Here is a 21,537-nt window from a genome sequence, read left to right as displayed (position 1 = left end):
TGACAGAATAAGAGGTGAAAAAAGAGGTGTTTTGGGAAAATGGGTGTTTTTTATTATGTGTATGAAATAATAAAAAACCTCCGTCGTGGGGCGAAGGAGGATGATTCAGTCCTAATCCAGTTTGTGGTAACTTTAAAAGGAATGTGATAGAGTTTATATGATTCTAAATATTCCAATTTTAAAACTTTTAGCTTTAATGAGAAAGGACGGCTGAAATTACAAATGGTTATTGACTGTCATTTCCATGTGGATGAAACGATGTTAGAGCTAGATAAAATGATTGAAGAAATGGATCAAAACAATGTTGATAAAACCGCATTAATTCCACCTTTTAATGAAACCATGTACGAAAAAGAAAGCACATATCAGGATAACTTACACCGCTTATTTCGCTTTTTAATCATGAATTTCCCCAATATAGGTCTCAAGCTTTATGATGGATTAGTTAAAGATGGTTACTTTAAAGTCAATGGAAGCTTTAAGATTTTTAACGAGCCAAATAATGACATTGTAGCAAATGCGATAAATCGCTATCCTAATCGTTTTCTGGGCTGGGCTGCCGTTAATCCAACTGTTCCAGAATCTGTGGAGACGTTAGAGTCATATCTTAACCTACCTGGGTTTATTGGAGTAAAAGCCCATCCGTTTATGCATAAATATCGTATTAAAGAACTCGATTTCATTGGAGCCCTATGCGAAAACAGAGACATCCCAATGATCATTCATCTATCTTCAGAACCAGAATCCTACAAATATTTACCTGACAAATATCCCAATCTCAAAATTATTTATGCTCATGCCGGGGTTCCTTTTTGGAAAAGCTTTTGGAAATATGCAAAGGAAAAACCCAGTGTTTACGTGGACACATCAAGTGATTACCTTACCCCCTCTATCGTAAGAAGTGTAGTTCAGGCACTTGGATATCGGAAAGTATTGTTTGGCTGCGATGGTCCATATGGAATGAATAAGTTTAATGAGTACGATTACTCAGAAAAAAGGAGTTGGATTGATTCTTTAGACATTCCTCAAGAACAGAAGGAATGGATTTTAGGAAAGAATTTTATAGACTTAATAAAAAGTATAGACCAGTCTTTCATGCAGAACGAATAAATTCCCAAGAAACGTTCAGGAAGCATTATGCACTATAAGCAAAGGGTGAATGGGAGAAATCCATTCATCCTTTTTTCTTGGAATTTGGTGAATGAAAAGTGGTTTCGAATGAAAATAGCCTATTTGCCTGCTAAACTTTTAGTTTAGTGGGCTTGTTTTATTCTTCATTACACTTAAGTAGCTTAACTTAAAATTCTAAGGAGCGTCCCCTATGGGCGCAGGTATCTTGCTCTCCCTACATATGTTTTAGTATAGCTTCACTAAAGGAAAGAGTGTGTAAGTTTATGGTTGCCAAACAAGGAATAGTCTGATTATAATTGGTTATGATGTTTTTGTTATATATAGTTACCTTTATTTAGATTTCTCGAGAATAAATTTGACCAAAATGTGAAGTTTTGCTTGAATATTTAGAAAGTTAACAATATAATAACGACAAAGGTAATGATGTTTAATTAAAGATAACTACTTTTGGTGGGGTGTTAAGATGATTGAAGAATTGAAAACGCTTAATAAGTCGCTTAAGCTATCATCTGTAAGGGATGATCAGTTCCGCAAATTTGGAAATGTATTACCTGATTTTCCTGTGGGGATCATGGCTCAGTTAATGGAGGGCACTAACATACCTGAAGATGGTAACGTTTATATACCTTCCGTTAGTGAATGGGAAAAAGGCAAGTTAAAGCAACTTGTTGAAAGTCGATACTTCGGAGGAATGAGTGTTCAGCTAGGTTACTGCAATGGGAGGAACTCTCATCTTAATGGGCTTGAATTTCATAAGAGTAGTGAAATTAATATAGCCATTACAGATTTTGTATTACTTCTTGGACATGTGAATGACATCAAGGAGGGACATTATTCAGTTGAAAATATTCAGGCCTTCTTTGTGCCAAAAGGGACAGCGGTAGAGTTATTTCAAACAACTCTTCATCTAGCACCTTGTAAAGTTTCTGATGAAGGGTTTAAATGTGCGGTCATTTTACCAGAAGGAACAAACTCTCCGTTACATGATGAAGATAAAGGTTATGATGAATGGTTATTTATGAAAAACAAATGGTTACTCTCTCATCCTGATAATAAGCGTTTTATGTCTAGAGGGGCACACGCAGGGATTGTTGGAGAGAATGTAGCTGTTGTTTACAAATAAGAAAAGGTATTAAAGGGGGAAGTTCAATGGCATTTACACTTATTTCTTGTATCATCTTTATGGCTTTAGTAGGTTGGGTCTCCTATATTAAGTCAAAGAACTCTGTAAATGATTCAGATGGCTATTTCTTAGCGGGGCGAGGTTTAACAGGCGGATTTATAGCCGGTTCTTTACTACTGACAAACTTATCTGCTGAACAACTAATTGGATTAAATGGCCAAGCATATCGTGCTAACTTATCAAATATGGCATGGGAAGTAACTGCTGCATTAGCAATCGTTATCTGTGCGTTGATTCTTTTGCCTAGATATCTTGGCGGTGCATTTACTACTTTACCTGAATTTTTAAGTACTAGATTTGATGAAGGAGTTAGACGCTATACCGTTGTTCTCTTTATGCTCGGTTACGTATTAGTCACCATTCCTTCTGTATTGTATTCTGGAGCATTAGCTATTTTGAGGTTATTTGATGTTCCGGAGTTACTTGGAATCTCATTGGAACAATCGGTGTGGCTAGTCATTTGGGTGGTAGGAATTATCGGTGCCCTCTATGCGATATTCGGAGGATTGAAAGCGGTTGCTGTTTCTGATACGTTGAACGGAATAGGGTTATTGTTAATTGGGTTAGTCGTTCCAATATTAGGGTTTATTGCACTCGGCAATGGTAATGCACTAGAAGGAATGAAAACGGTTACTTTAGAGCATTCGGATAAATTAAATGCGATCGGTTCCAGCACAGATTCCGTCCCATTTGGAACCATCTTTACAGGTATGATTCTAATGAACCTCTTCTACTGGGGGACAAACCAGTACGTTATTCAAAGAACATTAGGAGCTAAAAATCTTGCTGAAGGGCAAAAAGGGGTTATCTTCTCTGGGTTCTATAAGTTAGCTGTTCCATTCTTAATGATGATTCCGGGGGTCATTGCCTTCCATTTATATGGTGGTAACATTGATCCGGTTGATTTAGCTTATCCAACTATAGTATCTAATTTATTACCTACATTCTTGTCTGGGTTATTCTTAGCTGTATTATTAGGAGCTGTATTCTCAAGCTTTAACTCACTACTTAATAGTGCGGCGACAATGTTTACATTAGATATTTATAAAGCAGGTTTTAATAAGAATGCTACTGACCGTCAGTTAATTACGATTAGTAAATATTTCGGTAGTGTTTTAGCCTTAATTTCGTTCTTTATCGCACCGATGTTAATGAACGCTCCAGATGGGATTTGGGATCTTATTCGCCGCTTTACGGGATTCTTCAATATCCCAATCATTGCGATTGTTCTTGTGGGGATTATATCAAAACGAATTCCTGCACTAGGGGCTAAAATTGCGATTATCTTCCACGTCATTACGTACTATATGCTTGTTTGGGGATTAAATCAATTGTTTGGTATTACTATTGGGATGAATTTTATTCATATTTCAGCGATTTTATTTGTAATCGAAGTTGGAATCATGATTGTTGTAGGAAGGATTCGTCCACTTAAGACACCATATCAATTTAAACCTAGTCCAAAAGTTGACATGGTTCCTTGGAAACACGCGATTCCGGTCACAGTCATTTTATTAAGCTTAGTTGTCGCGATGTATATTGTCTTCTCGCCAATTGGAGTAGCTTATGCGGACGGTATTGTGTCTCAATGGTTCTGGCCTGCAATGATTACTTTAACCGTTGTGACAGTTGGACTTTACATTAAAGCTCTGACGAGTTGGAACAAGAAGTATGCAGTGGTCTTAGAACGTAGTCATACTCAACATGTTGATCATGCAAATAATAATGAGAAAGTAATTTAGTGAATGAAGAGAGGGAGACTGCATCATGGATAAACAATTAGTAATGAAATCATTTGAGGTAGTAGAACACGATAATGGCTTTGATGTTCTTTTAGAAGGAACCTTGTTATTCTCACATCAAACTAAAAGACCTTTTATCTTTGTGGGCTCTGGTGAAGAATCTATTGATATGTATCGTGGAAACTTCAAAATAGAAGATTACCTTGAAGAACGTGTACCTCTTCGTTATGCCAAAGTATTACATAATGAAGACCTTATAACGATTACTCTAAAACGTTTTTCAAATGATGAAGATGTTCTTTCTATTAAGCTAGAACAAGATCAGGAGGGGTTAAGAGTTTCTTTTGACCGTTTAGATAAGAGTATAAATCGTTTTTGGATGCGTCTTCACGCAGATCAAGAAGAGAAAGTCTATGGTTGTGGTGAACAGCTGTCTTATCTGAACCTAAGAGGGAAAAACTTCCCCCTTTGGACATCTGAACCTGGTGTGGGGCGTAATAAGAACACCTATACAACTTGGCAAGCAGATGTGAAAGATAAGGCGGGAGGAGACTACTACAATACAAACTTCCCACAGCCTACATTTCTATCAACAAGAAAGTACTTCTGCCATGTAGAAACAACTGCTTATGCAGATTTCGATTTTCGCCAAGAGTCATTTCATGAGCTTCAAATTTGGGAAGTGCCGCAGTCCATCCTGTTTGAATGCGGCTCAACCTATAAGGAACTAGTTACGCGATTAACAGCAAGGCTAGGTAGACAGCCTGAACTTCCTGATTGGACATATGAGGGAATTTGGTTAGGGATCCAAGGTGGAACAGAGAAGGTTCAAGAAAAGATTGATCATGCCCTTAATAAGGGATTAAAAGTTGGTGCGGTGTGGTGCCAAGATTGGCAAGGAAAGAGAATTACGTCCTTTGGAAAAAGGCTAATGTGGAACTGGAAATGGAATCCAGAAGAGTATCCTAATTTAGATACTAAGATTCATGAGTGGAAAAGCCAAGGAATCAAATTCCTAGGATACATCAATCCTTATGTTGCTGTAGAAGGTCATTTATATAAGGAAGCAAAAGAAAAAGGCTATTTAGCAACAAAAGAAGATGGTAGTGATTACGTAGTCGATTTTGGTGAGTTTTATTGTGGGGTCGTCGATTTTACAAATGAAGAGGCACATACGTGGTATGTTTCGGTTATCAAAGAGAACTTGATCAATTTTGGGTTAGATGGCTGGATGGCGGATTTTGGAGAATACCTGCCTACAGATGTAAAGCTATCAAATGGGGTTTCAGCTAAGGTGATGCATAATGCATGGCCAGCTATGTGGGCGAAAGCGAATCATGATGCTCTAAAGGAAAGCGGACGTTGGGGAGATATTGTTTATTTTATGCGTGCTGGTTATACAGGTAATCAAAAGTATTGTCCGCTCTTGTGGGCAGGAGATCAAAGTGTTGACTGGAGCTTAGATGACGGCTTAGCGTCAGTGATTCCAGCAGCATTATCTGCAGGATTATCTGGATGTGGAATCTCACATAGTGACATAGGTGGTTATACCAGCTTACATGGAAATAAACGCTCGAAGGAACTTTTACTTCGTTGGGCTGAGATGGCTGCATTTACTCCAGTTATGAGAACGCATGAGGGGAATCGACCGGATGATTGTTTCCAGTTTGATGGTGATGATGAAACATTGGATCATTTTGTGAAAATGACGAATGTATATGTTGAACTTGGACCTTACTTGAAGGAAGCTGTAAAGCTAAACGCCACAGAAGGAATTCCTGTTCAACGACCATTGTTTATGGAATATGAAGAGGATGAACTATCTTATGATATCAAGTATCAATACATGCTGGGTTCTGACATTCTTGTTGCTCCAGTCCATGAAGAAGGAAAGGATAAGTGGACCGTTTATTTACCGGAGGATCAGTGGGTTCACCTGTGGAGTGGAGTGGAGTATAACGGTGGATATGTAGAAGTAGAAGCGCCTGTTGGGAAACCTCCTGTCTTCTATAGAAAAGCTACTAAACATAGAGTTTTATTTGAAAGAGTAGCAACGATTATTTAAATAATCGTTGCTAAAGGTTATAATGTATTTTAAAACATACCTACCTATGATATGATAAAGATACTAAAAAAGGGGTGACGAGCTTGCTTAATACCAATGTCCTTTATTTACCTATTGGAAGAAAGACCTTTGATTTAGAAGCTGGTGAAGAGCAACGAAAAAAGAGTTCTGATTTGCTTAATCAGCTAACAGAACATGTTATAGAACCAAGCGAAATCATCACATCTCCAGAAGATTTAGCAGATTTCTTAAATACGATCGATAATGAGTCGATCACAACAACGATTTATCAAAGTGTTACATTTGCTGATGGTGAATTTATTAAAGCAGTGATAGAGCTTGTAGAGGCACCAGTAATTGTTTGGTCTGTCCGTGAACCAAGTGTAGGGGGAAGATTAAGGCTAAATTCTTTAACAGGTGGTAATAGCACTAGTCACGTATTGAGGTCCAATAATCATCCGTTCACTTTTGTATTTGGCAATGCAGATGAAGCTCAAGTAATACGAAAAATAAAGCAAAAGCTAGCTGTTCAAAATGTAATAAAGGACTTAAAAAATCTTAAAATTGGTGTGGTTGGAGAGCATCCACCAGGATTTTTCTTCTCAGATGTAGATGAAAAGTTGTTAAAAGAGAAAGTGGGGTCGACCGTTACATATTTTGACTTGTATGAAGCATTTAATGAATGTAAAAAGCTTCCTAAAGAAAAATGGGTAGGAATGATCGAGCGTGCAGAAAAGCAAGTGATTGGGTTGAATCGTAGTGATGAAACAGTTGAACGGTTCGCACAGTTTTCAACGTATATAAAAGATAGAATTGATGAAGAAGGAATGAACGCAATTGCTGTAAGGTGCTGGCCAGATTTCTTTAATGAACTAGGAGCAGCGGCTTGTTCTACATTATCCCAATTTACAGAAGATGGTGTTGTTTCTTCGTGTGAGTCAGATATACACGGCTCCATCTCCATGTTTATTTTACGGAAGCTCGCAAATGGTAGTGCCCCTTATTTAGGCGACATGGTGCATATTAACGAGGCTAGTAATTCCGCTGTATTCTGGCATTGCGGAGCAGGAGCCTATTCATTAGCTCATCCTGAAATAGGGGCAAAAGCTGGTGTCCACCCTAATCGAAAATTAGGATTCACCTTAGAGTTTGGGTTAAAGCCAGGCCGGGTGACAATGTTTAGATTAGGTTACACAGAGACCGATGGATATCGCCTATTAATTATGAGGGGGAATGCGCTTGATACTCCGCAACGATTTAACGGCACGTCGGTAGAAGTTCAACTTGAGACAAATGTTAGTGAAACTCTTTATACATTAATGGAAGATGGCTTTGAACCACATTATGCCATTGTCTATGAAGACGTTGTAGATGAACTAATTGAACTTGGTCGCCAATTAGGCATTGAGACAACCATCTTTACCAAATAATGAAGGGGGCCTGAGATATGAAAAATATTGCCATTGGGCAGGCCGGAGGTCCCACATCCGTTATTAACACGACGTTAGTTGGTTTTGTGAAACAAGCTATGAAGGAAAATAAACTCCATTTTATTGAAAATGGATACGATGGCTTAACACATGGACAATTTTCAGAAGGGAATGAAACCATTCTAAAGTGGATTCTAGACCATGAGCATATCCCTGGTGCTTGCTTAGGATCAGGTAGATATGCTTTCACAGATGAGAATATCTCAACAGCCGTTCGTCATTTAAAGAAAATGTCTATTAATACGCTTGTTTTTATTGGTGGGAATGGGACGATGGAAGCTTTGAATAAAGTCGGGATTGAAGCTGCCAGACAGAAGTATGATCTTCAAGTCATTGGTTTGCCCAAAACGGTAGATAATGATCTTGGATGTACAGACCATGCTCCAGGGTTTGGAAGTGCTGCTAAATTCGTTGCCCAGGCTACTAGAGATTTGAGTAGAGATCTTTATTCAATGAAAAACTTTGAACAAGTGAGGATACTTGAAACAATGGGACGCAATGCAGGGTGGTTAGCTGCTGCTTCTGGTTTTTTTAAGACGACCGCTGAAGAAGGTCCTCATTTTATTGCATTGCCGGAAAAACCGTTAGATCAAGAACAATTGCTGAAGGCGGTTAAATCGGCATTGACTAACTATGGCTATGCTGTAGTGGTCGTTAGTGAAGGGGTAGCCTTTAGTAATGGTAAACAATTTCAACATGATGTTGTAGGAGGAAGAGCCATTCTTGGAGGGATCTCTAAGCAAATAGAACAACTTCTAAAAGAAGAGCTTAAGGTTACAGCACGTGCTGAATTATTAGGAATGAGCCAACGCAGTTTCTCTCAATCTGTATCTTCAAGGGACACAGCAGAAGCATATCAAGTAGGTGTGGTCGGAGCTAGTTGGATTGAGGAAGGTTTATCTAACGTGATGGTATCAATGGAGAGAACAGAAAAAAAGGACTACGAGATTGTAATGAAGCCTGCTTCCTTACAGGCGGTAGCGAGCTGTGGAGAGAGAGTCATGCCCCTTAGATTTATTGATAATCTTGAGGCTTATTATAAATGGTTAGCTCCGATTATTGGTGATCCAATAACGAGCTACCCCCCATTAGCTCCAAAGAATACCGTTTTTACTCATTATTAAATAGAAACACAAATTAGGAGGTAATAAGTATGCCATTTGTTAATGGAAAAGAAATGTTAGAGCATGCGTATAGAAATGGATATGGGGTTGGTGCATTTAGTGCCCATAATGCAGAGACAATTCAAGCTATTTTAGAAGCAGCAGAAGAAGAGCAATCACCAATTATGATTCAAGTAGGTCAAAAAGTCATTCAAAACATTGGCCTTGAGCCTATGAAAGTACTAATAGATTCATTGGCTAAAAACTATACGATTCCTATAGCCATTCATTTAGATCATAGTCGCCAATTTGAACAAACGATGGAAGCTGTGCAGTGTGGATTCCAGTCGGTTATGTTTGATGGGTCTGCCTTATCATTTGAAGAGAATACGGCCATTACAAGAAAAGTAGTTGAAACATCAAGAGCTTTGAATATTGGTAGTGAAGGTGAAATTGGAAAGATTGGTGGAACAGAGGATGATATTACGGTAGATGAAAAAGATGCTTTAATTACAACTGTTGAAGAAGCTGTAGCATTTATTTTAGCGACAGATGTAGATTATTTAGCCGTTTCAATTGGTACTGCTCACGGTATTTATAAAGAAACACCTAAGCTTCGTTTTGAGCGTTTAGAGGAGATTTCAAATGCGGTGAAAAGACCGATTGTGCTTCATGGAGGTTCAGATGTACCAGATGAGCAAGTACAAAAAGCTATTTCTTTAGGAGTTTCAAAGATCAATGTTGATACAGAACTACGCCAAGCATTTACACAGGGAGTTCAGGAAGCATTCCAACAAGATATGAACAATATTGTAGTAGCAGATACATTAGGTGCAGGTCGCGCAGTTATGAAGAAAAAAGTTAAAGAGAAAATTAGAGTATTTGGGAGTGCTAACAAAGCAGAGAAACTTTTAAATGACAAAAAGGTAGTAACGTTATAACGAAAGGGGTCTTTGATAATGACAACAACTGTTCAAGTACCAACGTATGGATTGTATATTGATGGTAGATGGAAAGAGAAGCAAGTAACCTTTGAGGTATTGAATAAGTATAACCAAACTACTATTGCACATGTAGCGTCAGCGGAGAAACAGGATGTTGATGAAGCTGTTGCCTCTGCTAAACAAGCATTGAAACTTCCGTTGTCGCCTTATGAACGTTTTACTTATTTGAAAAAAGCAGCAGAGCTTTTAATTAAGAGAAAAGAAGAAGTAGCGAATGTGTTAGTGCAAGAAGTAGGGAAGCCTATTACAGAATCACTAGGCGAGGTAGAAAGAGCGGCCCAAACGCTAGAAATATCAGCCGAAGAAGCGAAGCGAATACATGGAGAGGGAGTCCCGGTAGAAGCGGCACCTGGATCTGAAACTCGTCAAGCGTATACAAAGCGCGTACCGGTTGGGGTGGTAGCTGCTATAACACCATTTAATGTTCCGCTAAACTTAGTTTGTCACAAGATCGGACCTGCCCTTGCTAGTGGAAATAGTGTCATCTTAAAGCCTGCGGAAGTAACCTCTATAAGTGCCATTATCTTAATGCAAATTTTTGAAGAAGTAGGTCTTCCTCGTGGCCGATTTAATTTAATTACTGGAAATGGTGCAAAGACCGGTGAATGGTTATTAGAAAACGAAGATGTGAACATGTTTACATTCACAGGTAGTCCTCGAGTTGGGAAATTGATTCGAGAAAAGGCTGGGCTACGGAAGGTTTCACTAGAGTTAGGTAATAACTCAGCAACCATTGTTCATAATGATGCTGATATTGTGCAAGCAGCTACACTTTGTGCACAGAAGAGTTTTAACAACGCTGGTCAAGTGTGTATATCTGTTCAACGTGTCTACGTTCAGGAAGAGATCTATCAGAAATTCTTAGACCAAATGAAAAAGGTGACAGAATCACTTGAAATAGGTGATCCAAGCCAGTCAACTACGCAAATTGGCCCGATGATTGCAGAAAAAGAAGCGATTCGAGTGGAACAGTGGGTAAACGAGGCTGTAAGTAATGGAGCCAAGATAGAAGTAGGGGGAAAGCGAGATGGAGTATTCTATGCCCCTACCATTCTTACAAATGTTGATGATAGCATGAAAGTTTGTCGACAAGAAGTCTTCGGTCCAGTTGTAGCTGTGTCTACTTATCGAGATGAAGAGGAAGTAATCTCTCGTGTGAATGATTCTATTTATGGACTTCAAGCCGGATTGTTTACTAACAGTCTTTCGTTTGCCATGAAAGCAGCAGAGGAGATTGAAGTGGGCGGTTTGATCATCAATGATACTTCAGGCTACAGAGTAGACCAAATGCCTTATGGCGGGATGAAACAGAGTGGTTCTGGTAAAGAAGGTCCTAAATATGCAATAGAAGAAATGACTGAGGAAAAAATTGTCGTTTTTAACTTGTAAGGGTAAAGGGATCCGCTGCGCCGGGTCCCTTCTTTAATAAATCCAGACTGATACATATGAAATTGTTTTAATTTCTATGAAAGATCAAGCTCCCCAGAGTATAATAAGGGTAGAAACCTCAATGTAGAAAATGAGTAAGAGAAATTGGAAGGAGGGGGGTTATGAATGGTTCATTTACAATTAAATCATAATAGTCCAGTGCCACTTTACCATCAGATTAAAGATATCTTGTTGCAACGTATATCAGATAAGGTCTGGAAAGAAGGAGACTTGATCCCTACTGAAACAGAGTTGATGGACGAATTCAATGTGAGCCGTACGACATTAAGGCAAGCTATAACGACTTTAGTGAATGATGGCTTGCTTGAGAAGAAGCAAGGAAAGGGTACAATCGTAAAATCGCTAAAGTTTACGGGAACTTTAGGAAGGCTAACTGGTTTTGCTGAAGAAATTATGGAAAGAGGGTATTTACCCACATCTAAACTTCTTAGAGCAGAGCTTCGAGACGATCTATTTATTGAAAAGAAGAAATTGAATGTGGAAGATGATGGATCTATCTTGCTTATACAACGAATTCGTTTCGCCAATGATGAGCCGATTGCACTCGAAAAGTCGAGTTGGCCAGAACATATTGGAAATGTTTTAATGGAGCATGATTTAGCAGGAGCGAAATTTTATCAAGTGCTTGAAGATAATGAGATCTATTTAAAGAAAGCAAATGAAACAATATCAGCTGTCAATGCGACTCAGTATGAAGCCGATCTTTTAGGAGTTAGTGCAGGTACAGCTCTCCTTCAAATGACAAGACTTAGCTATGGGATAAACGGTGAACCGGTTGAATTTACTCAAACAAAGTACCGTTCAGACCGCTATCAGTACAATGTAGATTTAAATCGTTAGTACACAACTTAAATTAGTAATGCTCTATTAATGGGCATTACTTTTATTTCTACGTCATAACCTAATAGGTAATGATGTTGTAATGAGTGGTAGGGCTGATATGATTTTAAAAGTATTAAAAGGAACTAATGATAAAGATAGTGGTGAATTAAATGGTTTTTATTCAGATACTATTGCCGGTATTTATTATTTTTGCGCTTGGTTATATTGGTCAAAAGAAAATTGGATTTGATGTCAAAAACTTATCAGTAATGGCTTTATATCTCATGTCTCCTATCTTAGCGTTCCGGACATTTTACCAGACTCCGTTGGACATTAGATATATACACATGCTCGTGTATTCTGTTTTACTGTGTGTTCTATTACTCTTCATTATCTTTATTATTGGTAAGCTTCTTGGTTATACAAGGTCAGAACAATGCGGAGTTATGCTAGCTGCAGCTTTTATGAATAATGGTAACTATGGAACACCGGTGGTTCTATTTGCATTTGGTGCTGCTGGATTAGATTATGCGGTTGTTCTTATGGTATTTCAATCGTTGCTCATGAGTACATTTGGCTTATTTATTGCAGCACTAGGCGGAAGGGGCCAAGTAACCATTAAAGCATCTTTAGCTTCAGTTATAAGAATGCCAATTATTTATGGAGCCTTTGGTGGTCTATTAATACAATTGGTGTCCCTCACGATTCCTGAGTACATTTTTATAGCTGTGGATTTTGTGGCTGATGCTACAGTACCCACAATTATGATCATTTTAGGTATGCAGTTGGCGTCGATCTCGTTAAAGAGGATCCCAGTAGGAAAAGTAACGGTAGCGCTAGTAATAAGACTCGTCGTTTCACCGGTCATTGCTCTTTTACTAGTCATTATGTTACCTGTAGATGAGATGCTAGCAAAAATTATGATCTTAATGGCTGCTATGCCTACAGCTGCGAATACAACGATGTATTCTCTTCAATTCGGTACAGAGCCTGATCTCGTGTCTAGTAGTACATTGATTAGTACGCTTCTTAGTTTGGTTACATTACCAATTTTGTTATGGGTATTATTATAAGGGGTCAACCACTGGCACTCCTCGAATTTTATCGAATAGAAGTTAATGTATTTGCCTGCTAAACATTTTGTTTAGTGGGCTTGTTTTCATTTATCTTTTACTTCTGTGTATTTCCGCAAATGAAAACGGCCATTGAGGCGTTAGAGCCTGAGGTGCATGCTACTTCCAATGCACAAAAAACCATAGCTCTCATATCAAGCTATGGTCATTAGATGCTACTGTATACTGATTAATTTCTGGGTGTACTCAGTCTTTCGTTGCTCGGCTATTGCCACTAAGTCTTCTCTGTTCTCAATACTGAAGATCATGCTTGCCCTAGCTACTTCAACCATCGCTTCTTGATAACGTTCATCAAGAGATAAAAGAAATCCTAGTTGGTAGTGAAAGTTTCCAAGTAAAAAAAGAGAGTCATGCTGTTGGCAGCATTTAATGCCTTTTTGACAAATCGCAATGGCTAGGTCATAGATATATAAATTAATAAGCACTTTTGAGTAGTTATACAAAATCTTCGCTTTTAACTTGAATGGAAGGGATGGGTGAATGTCGACCTCTTCTATTAACACTTCATATAATGTAGCTGCTTGTTCATATTTTTGCTCTTCACTTAAAATAACACATAAGCTATTCAAGATCGTAATGTCTATATCAGATTTAGACTTGGAGGTGGTTTCTCTTTTTGATAGTGCTTGTTCTAAAGATTGAATAGCAATATTAGGCGTCTTATCTACATAATAAGCGCAGACTCCTTCCAACCAGAGGAAGTACTGTTCTCCTTCGGTCGATTTGAATAATGGGTTCTCCCGCTCACACTTTACGAATTCCTTCAATTCTTCAAAGGACTTTTCCTTTAACATCCTATCAACTTGTTCAGTCACTTCACGTACGTAATCAGCATTGCTGTAGTGAGCAAGGTTAAGTAAATAATTTACGTCTACTCCGATACGTTTGGCTAATTTCATTAGTAGGAAGGAAGAAGGAATCACCGCCCCTTTTTCAATTCTACTAATCAGGGTTTGATCACAAATACCATTTGCTAGTTCACCTTGAGTTAACCCATACCGCAATCTAATTTCTCTGATAGCAATGCCCACATTAAAGTCAGTCATTTTTTCCTCCTCTGCAAATATGCACATTTTCATATAAACAAACGGAAAGACAAGTAAGAAACTGGAAAGGTAGACTAATTAATATAGTATACTAATATTCAGAAAAATGGTACTTTTTAAAAATATTGTATAGTAATTGTAATGAATTTAGGAGGTGCACATACATGAAAAAGGTACTATTGACGGTTGCATTCTTTGGGGTAGCTCTTGCATTCAATCAAGTTGAGGTTGTAGCTTTGATGATAGAGCCATTGAATGACCTCCCTTATGAACACTAAAGTGGAATGATGAACAAATAAGAAGTCTACTTGAAACATACAAAGGTGGTATAACTGTATGTCTCATTTGGATTTCTGATAGATCCCGTTGAAGACAAAAAAATGATAAAGAGGAGATGATAGTAATGAAAAATTTAGAAGCTAACTTAAACAATATCAATATTAAAGAAGGTTCAATTGAAGAAGGTATGGTTAACAAAGCAGAAAAGACGAGCGTTCCGGTTGTTAATTTGGATTTAACCATTTTAGGAGGCTCACGCCCTCGTATCTATTAAGTTTCCTAACATAATTAGTAATTAATTAAGTACATCATCTTCACGGGATCTATGAGATATTCAGAAATAAGGGGGAATTTTGGATGGACATGTCTACTAAGGAGTATTTAGAACCGCTATATTCTCAACCGGAGGCAAGTTTGTTTGATTTAATAACTGAGGTGAAGACACCCGCCTTAGTATACGACCTAAAAGGAATGAAAGATGTGGTGAGACGGATTCAAGAGGATCTCTCTCTTGTTCAAAATACAAAGTTAAACCTAGCAGTTAAGGCGACCCATACTCCGGAAATACTAGCACAATATGCTAGCTGGGGCTTGGGGTGTGACGTTGCAAGTATTGGAGAGTACAAGCTCGCAAAAGAAGCAGGTTTTTCAGAGATCACGACGACTGCGCCTGCTTACACCGTTCAAGAGATGAATGAGTTGATGGAGGAGAATTGTCTAATCGATTTAGACTCGATTTCACAGCTTACATTGTACGGAGAGAGTTTTCCGAAAACAGAAATAGGTTTACGAATTAGAATGCCTTTACCGACTCATTTGGAGAGCAACGCAACGTTTGGAAACGATAGTCGTTTTGGGATAAACAGTACAGACCCTCTACTAGATGAGGTTATAGAGAAATATGCTCTTACCGTTAAACGTATTCATGTTCATAGTGGACAGATGACACCAGAATCGCTTCTGTATAAAGCTGACTATTTATTGGCACTTGCAGAAAGGTTTAAGAAGGTAGATACGATTGATTTTGGTGGGGGGCTTTTTCATTTTTATGTGGATCGAGCAGAGGCGCGCAGCCATCTAAGACGTTTAAATAATATAGTTGAAGAGTGGACCAATAAACATCGTCGTGAGATGCACTTTAGGTTTGAGCCTGGTGGTGCACTCTTAGCAGGGTGTGGTTATTTAGTTGCGACAGTTTTAGCGAATGAGTATCATGAGCATTTCAAAAAACGTATCCTAACGCTGAATCTATCTGCCTGGAATCTTGCCCCTTGGCATAAGCCGCAAGTGTTCGCCTTGCAAACAGCAAGTGAGGAAGTTGAACCATACTTTATTGCAGGAAATACGTTATATGAAGGAGATTTTTTCGGGAAAGACACAAATGGAAGCATGATGGAGTTTCACTTGCCAACCAATCTTGAATTGGGTACTCCACTTTTATTTACTGCCTCAGGGGCTTACACCATGACAAACTCACGCCAATTCAACCGTATTCCACTGCCACAAGAGTATGTATATGAGAACGATTCGCTATCTCAAATCGTAAGGGGCCATGGATGTGAAAAATGATCTCTATTACAAAATAAATGACTCGTTGGTGATTAGTGATGAGCAGGACCATTATCTAGCATGGGATAGTAAAGAAGGCTGGAAGATTGAAGTGACGAAGCAGCTGCTTGCTATCATTCAAGCGTATGCCATTGCAACTACAAAAGCAGCGGTGTTCCAACAGCTTCATGATAAGTATGGAGTCACAGAAGAATTCTTTGAAGATGTACATGCGTATCTAATAGAGCAGGGGCTTGTTCAGGTGTATCAAGCAGAAGCATCTAAAGAAACAACCAATAAGAACGGGATGTTTCAAACGTCTATTGTACCGATGGATCAATGCTTAGATGGGGATTGGTGTGATCTTGCCTTTATTGGAATGCCTTATGATCTTAATGTCACCTACAAACCTGGAACGAGATTTGCTCCTGGCTACCTAAGAAGAGTTAGTGGTTCACTCTTTCAATATAACGGAACTAGCTTACAAGGAATGTATGACCCGATTACTAATCAACAGGTGTTAGAAGGAATTAGAATGGTCGATTGCGGAGATGTGAATGCAGTTGCCTTTGAAAAAAACGGAAAGCAGTTCGATGCCCTTAAAGAAATCATACAAGCTTTCTCAAAAAAGAATATATTTCCGGTTACCATAGGGGGCGATCATTCTATCAGCCTTCCATGTATTCAAGGTCTTAGTATGAATCACTCTGCCTTTGGTGTTATTCAATTCGATGCTCATTCAGACTTTGGATTAAATAAGATGGAGAAATGGAGAGAAGCTGTTCACCATGGTAATTTCATGGATGCTGTTATGGACCTTGATCAAGTGGAGCATGTGGTGCAAATTGGCATTAGACAGTTGACGAATCAACCATTAACCCACGATAAAGTGACTCAATTTCCAGGTAATCATGCATGTAATAAAAAAGAGGAATTACTGACAGCTTTGCGAGATGACATTCCTTATTATGTAACCATTGATGTAGATGTCTTAGATCCTAGTGTTATGCCCGCAACAGGTACCCCGCTGCCGGGAGGTCTGTTGTATAGAGAGCTTAGAGACCTTTTAGAGCTCATAACAAAGCGAACACATATTATTGGGTTAGACATAGTAGAGTTTTTGCCACAAGAAAAAGAAATTGATGGAGTGATCGTTTCTGAGATGATATTGAACGTTATTTCTAATGTAATGGAGTGGGAAAATGAGCATTTTACCGAAAGCACCAACGCATTTACTAACTCATAAGCCGAGTATTCCGTCTCCAGCCATTATTTATGATTACGATACCATCATACGTACTGTTAAACAATTGAAGCAGGATATTGAGGGGATCCCTAATGCTATCCTATGTTTCTCTGTGAAAGCAAATCGAAATGACTATCTATTAGCCCAATTAGCGAGCTTAGGGGTTGGGGCTGATGTTGCATCTGTGTATGAGCTTCGTGCTGCTCATAAAGCACAGATGTCTCCGATCTACAGCACCTCCCCGGCACTTACGTTAGAAGAACTAGATGAAATGATCAGTCATAACATCATCTTTGACTTCAACTCAATCTCTCAACTTACCTCTTATTTTGAACAAACCATAGATGATAGGCAGGCTATCGGCCTTAGAATCAAAATCCCTCATTTATTTGAAGACGATATTGTATTTGGTGAAAACAGTCGCTTCGGCATTCGCGTGAACGAATATATGGACTGGGCCGAAGTGTCAGGTAGAGATGTCGTTGTAAAACAGCTCCATCTGCATGTAGGAGAAATAAAAAATGCATCTTCTATGGAAGTGATCATGAGGTACATTGAGGAGATCATTCACCATTTTCCTGCAGTGAACACCGTGAATTTAGGCGGGGGATTGACTTATTTATATTCAAATGAAAAAGAAGTAAAAAAAACGTGGCAGATCGTTAGTCAGGTCATGAAGAGAATAAATCGTCAAATGAATAGAGAAATAAAGGTTGTTATAGAGCCTGGTATGCTAATGCTAGCCTTGTCTGGTTACTTGTACTCGACTGTGTGCTCCTCTGATCTGGACGGGGATGTCCGTACTATTACACTTAATAGCTCAGCATGGAACCTCACTGAGTGGGCCTATCCTGAGGTCATCGCTTGTTACACAGCAAATACGGATAAAGAACGACATAACCTATACGGAAACACTTGTTATGAGAACGATGTCTTTATTCGTTCTTCTATGAATAATAGACTGGACGTTGGTGATGCGGTTCTTTTAACTCCTGTTGGTGCTTATGTGTCAAGTATGGCAAGAACATTACATGGGTACCCAGTGCCTGATGAGTGGATATTTAAAGATGATACCTTTATCAAAGCAGGTGATCAACATGGAAAAAATAGCGAAGAGGTCCTCTCTATGTGATGAGTTGGAAGAAGTAAAACGAATCTATTATTCATTGTTTGACGGAAATCAAGAAGAGAACCATGAACAATGGTTATCGAAAGTGGATACACTTATCTCAGATTTAGATAATCGTTTAGAGACATTGGAAGATGAACAGCTCATTGAAAATTTAACTCTTGAGTTGAGAAGCATGTGGTTTGAACAGGTTCAACGTGTGACCAATCAACACTTAAAATCACCTCCCCTCGCGTCAAGAAAGTTTCTTCCATCTACCAGAAGAATTGATTTTAGCTATGAGCGTAATATTCAACCTCTCATTCTGGAGAAAGAGATCAAAGGCTACCGAGCGATAGGTGAAAACTGGGTAGAGGATCATGTTCTCCTTTCTAGTGGAATGGCAGCTATTTCAACATTCCTCCAAAGTTACTTTGGCATGTTTAAGCCAACGTCAGAGAAAAAACTCCGCATGGCAAGCTGGAGTGACTATTTCGAGACAAGGATGTTAACAGATCTCTATAGAAGTGAAGCAGTTGAAATAACGAGCTTTGCTAAGCAAGAAGACTTCATGGCACAGATCGGGGAAATTGACTTATTTTATATTGAGCCGGTTCGCTACAATTGGCATTTAGAAGTGTTTAGTCTAGATGTCTTTTTACAAGAGTTGGCTATAAATGGCCATCAAGGTTTAAAAATGATCGTTCTAGACACAACTTTAAACGGAGATACACTTGATATGGACTATGTGTTAGACCAGCTTCATACAGTAGCAAATGTCATTGTAGTTCAAATTCATTCCATTTTAAAGCTCGACCAACAAGGGTTAGAGTTCTCTAATGGCGGTCTAGTCAGTTTTTATACAGACTCTACTAATCCTGCACTGCCTAACGCTGTGAATCTGGCTGATTATATTAGGAAGATACGAACGGTGCTTGGGACTGGATTGAGTTATCAAGAGATCTCCTTACTAGATAATCAGCTTCTCTTTCACAAAAATGAGCTACATCAGTATTGTGAGTCTATTTTTGAGAATAACGCCTTGCTTGCCGCGGGTATTCATACTGATAGGATCTTTAAACAAGTTGAACATCCTTCCTTAACATCAGATCAACCTTGGGCAAAAGCTCCATTTGTCGTTTTTCATTTGAGAGAAGATACATTAATCAATCACGGGATAGTATTAGCGGTTGTAAATGAAGAAGTTAAAAAGCACAAAGCCACCTTTATTTATGGTTCTAGTTTTGGGTTCAGGCATCATCGATATGAAGTGATTATTCCCAACACCTCAACTGGCAAGGGATTATTTAAAGTAGCCATGGGGAGAAGAAGGGGACCGACTATGGACTTCATTCTTCAATTATTTCAAAAGCTTTCTACTTATCCGGATGTGAAAAGTTTGCTAGAGGATTATCCTCATGTTGAACCAGTGGACTTAACCAATCTATAAAGGAGTAAGCCTATGATAGAAGTTCAAAATGTGAGTAAAAGCTATCACTCAAAAAAAGAAACGACTCATGTATTAAAAGATATAACCTTTTCTGTCCCTAAAGGAGAGATAGTAGGTCTATTAGGGTCAAATGGGGCTGGTAAGACAACACTTATAAAGATCCTATGCAACCTTATTGAATCGGATACAGGGTCGATATCGATCAATCAACAATCGGTGAACCATAAAAATAAGAAAGCGCTGAGATATGTTAGCTCTGTATTAGAAGGCAACCGCAATATTTATTGGCGGTTAACGATCAAAGAAAATGTAGAGTATTTTCTTGGGATTAGAGGCTTTTCCAAAAAAGAAATAGCTGAAAGGCTCAACCATATCCTCATGAAATTTGAATTATATGAGAAGAGAGATAAGCTCGTTAAGAATTTATCTAGAGGAATGCAGCAAAAAGTAGCCATAGTTATTGCCTTAATGGCTGACACGGAAGTGGTTATTTTAGATGAGCCTACATTAGGGTTAGATGTTGTTTCCAATCAAATTATCCTCGAGTTCCTATTAGAAATCGTCAAGGAGAAGGACAAAACGATCATCATTAGCTCACATGATATGAATTTGATCGAGAAGCTATGTGATCGTGTATTCATTATTAGTGATGGGAAATTGATTACAGACTCCTCCGTGGATGAACTGTTAGATCTATTTAAAGTCGTATCGTATCACTTTTACTTTGAGCACGCTTTAGAAGAACGTCAGAAAGTGGCGCTGCTTGCCTACTCCGACATGATTGAATTACAGTCATCTGATCAAAGAGAGTTTATGAAGGTTACCATGAGTCACAACCAGGACATTTACAACATTATGGATCTATTAAAACAGTTACATATAGAAATTGCTTCGATTGAAAAAGAACAAGTGAACTTTGAACAAGTATTCTTAAAGATCGTAAGGGGTACAAAACATGCTATCATATAATATATTTACGGCCAATTTACGAAGAGAATACATCTATATGAAGCGTTATATACCTAACACCATTAGTGAACTTGTCATTTTCTATATCATCTTTTTGGGCTTCTTTCTTGGTATCACCTTTATAGGCGATCCGGCTCAGATGGACTATACGATTCAAATGGTTATTATGAATTATGTATTTTGGTTTCTAGTGTTAACGGTTACTCAAGGGTTAGGTTGGGAGATCTCTAATGAAGCCTCACAAGGGACACTTGAGCAGCTTTCTCTAACTCCCTACAGTTTATGGTTTATCATATTTGCTAGAATGACTAGTACAATTCTTATTAATGTTGTCACGATCACGATTTTGTTGGTAGCTGCAATGGCCACATCGGGTCAGTGGCTAAATATCGATTTGATCTCCATTATCCCGATTATGGCATTAACGTTATTAGGGGTCTTCGGAATTGGGTACGCTCTAGCGGGCATCACAATCGTCTTAAAACAAGTAGACTACATTTTACAATTGTTTCAATTCGTGATCATGGCGATGACTTTTATCCCGATTACTGTGTTTCCTCTATTGAAATATGCACCATTCATGTATGGATTACAGTTAGTGAGAGATGTCGCTATTTCAGATGCGTCAATCATTAACATCCCTCTTACTGATCTTCTATTTTTACTTATTAATTCATTGCTTTACTTTTTGATCGGAATTATTATATTCAAAAAATGCGAGCAAGTGGCTAAACAAAAAGGACTTTTTGGTCACTATTAAGGAGTTCAA

General features: G+C 38.5%; 18 protein-coding genes. 17 read left to right on the top strand and 1 reads right to left on the bottom strand.

The genetic code is table 11. The annotated features are described in order from the left end of the window. Positions 1 to 222: 222 nt before the first annotated feature. From RYX56_RS08415 to RYX56_RS08370, 10 genes are all read left to right on the top strand, one after another. Complete coding sequence (locus RYX56_RS08415) at positions 223 to 1,110, top strand: amidohydrolase family protein (protein ID WP_317121625.1); 888 nt, start codon at positions 223 to 225, stop codon at positions 1,108 to 1,110. A gap of 484 nt (positions 1,111 to 1,594) precedes the next feature. Next, a complete protein-coding gene (locus tag RYX56_RS08410) occupies positions 1,595 to 2,254 on the top strand; it encodes a DUF4867 family protein (protein WP_317121624.1) in 660 nt (219 codons plus the stop codon). Positions 2,255 to 2,280: 26 nt separating this feature from the next. Next, complete coding sequence (locus tag RYX56_RS08405; RefSeq protein ID WP_317121623.1) at positions 2,281 to 4,056, top strand: solute:sodium symporter family transporter; 1,776 nt, start codon at positions 2,281 to 2,283, stop codon at positions 4,054 to 4,056. A gap of 25 nt (positions 4,057 to 4,081) precedes the next feature. Next, complete coding sequence (locus RYX56_RS08400; RefSeq protein ID WP_317121622.1) at positions 4,082 to 6,121, top strand: alpha-glucosidase; 2,040 nt, start codon at positions 4,082 to 4,084, stop codon at positions 6,119 to 6,121. Positions 6,122 to 6,195: 74 nt separating this feature from the next. Beyond that, positions 6,196 to 7,551: a sulfoquinovose isomerase gene (gene sftI / locus RYX56_RS08395; protein WP_317121621.1), complete on the top strand. Its 1,356-nt coding sequence runs from the start codon at positions 6,196 to 6,198 to the stop codon at positions 7,549 to 7,551. A 17-nt stretch (positions 7,552 to 7,568) separates the two neighbouring features. Then, a complete protein-coding gene (locus RYX56_RS08390) occupies positions 7,569 to 8,735 on the top strand; it encodes a diphosphate--fructose-6-phosphate 1-phosphotransferase (RefSeq protein WP_317121620.1) in 1,167 nt (388 codons plus the stop codon). Between the two features lie 29 nt (positions 8,736 to 8,764). Continuing rightward, positions 8,765 to 9,655, top strand: a complete 891-nt coding sequence (locus tag RYX56_RS08385) for a class II fructose-bisphosphate aldolase (protein WP_317121619.1) — start codon at positions 8,765 to 8,767, stop codon at positions 9,653 to 9,655. A gap of 18 nt (positions 9,656 to 9,673) precedes the next feature. After that, a complete protein-coding gene (locus tag RYX56_RS08380; RefSeq protein WP_317121618.1) occupies positions 9,674 to 11,107 on the top strand; it encodes an aldehyde dehydrogenase family protein in 1,434 nt (477 codons plus the stop codon). A gap of 165 nt (positions 11,108 to 11,272) precedes the next feature. Continuing rightward, on the top strand, positions 11,273 to 12,007 hold the full coding sequence (locus tag RYX56_RS08375; RefSeq protein WP_317121617.1) for a GntR family transcriptional regulator: 735 nt from the start codon (positions 11,273 to 11,275) through the stop codon (positions 12,005 to 12,007). Positions 12,008 to 12,159: 152 nt separating this feature from the next. Further along, on the top strand, positions 12,160 to 13,062 hold the full coding sequence (locus RYX56_RS08370) for an AEC family transporter (protein ID WP_317121616.1): 903 nt from the start codon (positions 12,160 to 12,162) through the stop codon (positions 13,060 to 13,062). A gap of 215 nt (positions 13,063 to 13,277) precedes the next feature. Here RYX56_RS08370 and RYX56_RS08365 read toward each other — a convergent pair whose 3' ends face one another. After that, positions 13,278 to 14,168, bottom strand: a complete 891-nt coding sequence (locus RYX56_RS08365) for a helix-turn-helix domain-containing protein (protein WP_317121615.1) — start codon at positions 14,166 to 14,168, stop codon at positions 13,278 to 13,280. Between the two features lie 403 nt (positions 14,169 to 14,571). On the opposite strand from RYX56_RS08365, the gene RYX56_RS08360 reads away from it, so the two are divergent. The 7 genes from RYX56_RS08360 to RYX56_RS08330 all read left to right on the top strand — a co-directional run bounded on the left by RYX56_RS08360 (position 14,572) and on the right by RYX56_RS08330 (position 21,528). After that, positions 14,572 to 14,721 carry a hypothetical protein gene (locus tag RYX56_RS08360; RefSeq protein ID WP_157860775.1) on the top strand — a complete coding sequence of 50 codons (150 nt, stop codon included), beginning with the start codon at positions 14,572 to 14,574 and terminating at the stop codon, positions 14,719 to 14,721. 83 nt (positions 14,722 to 14,804) lie between these two features. Beyond that, positions 14,805 to 16,016 carry a diaminopimelate decarboxylase family protein gene (locus RYX56_RS08355; RefSeq protein WP_317121614.1) on the top strand — a complete coding sequence of 404 codons (1,212 nt, stop codon included), beginning with the start codon at positions 14,805 to 14,807 and terminating at the stop codon, positions 16,014 to 16,016. Further along, the gene (locus RYX56_RS08350; protein WP_317121613.1) at positions 16,006 to 17,241 is read left to right on the top strand and encodes an arginase family protein; all 1,236 of its coding nucleotides are present in this window, start codon (positions 16,006 to 16,008) and stop codon (positions 17,239 to 17,241) included. The genes RYX56_RS08355 and RYX56_RS08350 overlap by 11 nt, the downstream gene beginning before the upstream one ends. Beyond that, positions 17,198 to 18,373, top strand: coding sequence for a hypothetical protein (locus tag RYX56_RS08345; protein WP_317121612.1), 1,176 nt, complete (start codon positions 17,198 to 17,200; stop codon positions 18,371 to 18,373). Before RYX56_RS08350 ends, RYX56_RS08345 begins: the two co-directional genes overlap by 44 nt. Then, positions 18,339 to 19,799 (top strand): hypothetical protein, encoded by a 1,461-nt coding sequence (locus RYX56_RS08340; protein ID WP_317121611.1) that lies wholly within the window; start codon positions 18,339 to 18,341, stop codon positions 19,797 to 19,799. Before RYX56_RS08345 ends, RYX56_RS08340 begins: the two co-directional genes overlap by 35 nt. Before the next feature lie 12 nt (positions 19,800 to 19,811). Continuing rightward, positions 19,812 to 20,768, top strand: coding sequence for an ABC transporter ATP-binding protein (locus RYX56_RS08335; RefSeq protein WP_317121610.1), 957 nt, complete (start codon positions 19,812 to 19,814; stop codon positions 20,766 to 20,768). Then, positions 20,755 to 21,528, top strand: coding sequence for an ABC transporter (locus tag RYX56_RS08330; RefSeq protein ID WP_047973132.1), 774 nt, complete (start codon positions 20,755 to 20,757; stop codon positions 21,526 to 21,528). The genes RYX56_RS08335 and RYX56_RS08330 overlap by 14 nt, the downstream gene beginning before the upstream one ends. Positions 21,529 to 21,537 lie beyond the last annotated feature (9 nt).

Source organism: Alkalihalophilus lindianensis, from assembly GCF_032843265.1.
GTDB lineage: Bacteria > Bacillota > Bacilli > Bacillales > Bacillaceae_D > Alkalihalophilus > Alkalihalophilus lindianensis.
This window is presented reverse-complemented; position numbering and strand designations above follow the sequence as displayed.

Bases quoted from the DNA above. Each gene is read 5' to 3' on its own strand.
- RYX56_RS08370 (WP_317121616.1), top strand. From the start codon at position 12,160: ATGGTTTTTATTCAGATACTATTGCCGGTATTTATTATTTTTGCGCTT.
- RYX56_RS08330 (WP_047973132.1), top strand. From the start codon at position 20,755: ATGCTATCATATAATATATTTACGGCCAATTTACGAAGAGAATACATC.
- RYX56_RS08355 (WP_317121614.1), top strand. From the start codon at position 14,805: ATGGACATGTCTACTAAGGAGTATTTAGAACCGCTATATTCTCAACCG.
- RYX56_RS08400 (WP_317121622.1), top strand. From the start codon at position 4,082: ATGGATAAACAATTAGTAATGAAATCATTTGAGGTAGTAGAACACGAT.
- RYX56_RS08405 (WP_317121623.1), top strand. From the start codon at position 2,281: ATGGCATTTACACTTATTTCTTGTATCATCTTTATGGCTTTAGTAGGT.
- RYX56_RS08380 (WP_317121618.1), top strand. From the start codon at position 9,674: ATGACAACAACTGTTCAAGTACCAACGTATGGATTGTATATTGATGGT.
- RYX56_RS08340 (WP_317121611.1), top strand. From the start codon at position 18,339: ATGGAAAAAATAGCGAAGAGGTCCTCTCTATGTGATGAGTTGGAAGAA.
- RYX56_RS08375 (WP_317121617.1), top strand. From the start codon at position 11,273: ATGGTTCATTTACAATTAAATCATAATAGTCCAGTGCCACTTTACCAT.
- RYX56_RS08365 (WP_317121615.1), bottom strand. From the start codon at position 14,168: ATGACTGACTTTAATGTGGGCATTGCTATCAGAGAAATTAGATTGCGG.
- RYX56_RS08415 (WP_317121625.1), top strand. From the start codon at position 223: ATGGTTATTGACTGTCATTTCCATGTGGATGAAACGATGTTAGAGCTA.
- RYX56_RS08360 (WP_157860775.1), top strand. From the start codon at position 14,572: ATGAAAAATTTAGAAGCTAACTTAAACAATATCAATATTAAAGAAGGT.
- RYX56_RS08385 (WP_317121619.1), top strand. From the start codon at position 8,765: ATGCCATTTGTTAATGGAAAAGAAATGTTAGAGCATGCGTATAGAAAT.
- RYX56_RS08335 (WP_317121610.1), top strand. From the start codon at position 19,812: ATGATAGAAGTTCAAAATGTGAGTAAAAGCTATCACTCAAAAAAAGAA.
- RYX56_RS08345 (WP_317121612.1), top strand. From the start codon at position 17,198: ATGAGCATTTTACCGAAAGCACCAACGCATTTACTAACTCATAAGCCG.
- RYX56_RS08410 (WP_317121624.1), top strand. From the start codon at position 1,595: ATGATTGAAGAATTGAAAACGCTTAATAAGTCGCTTAAGCTATCATCT.
- RYX56_RS08390 (WP_317121620.1), top strand. From the start codon at position 7,569: ATGAAAAATATTGCCATTGGGCAGGCCGGAGGTCCCACATCCGTTATT.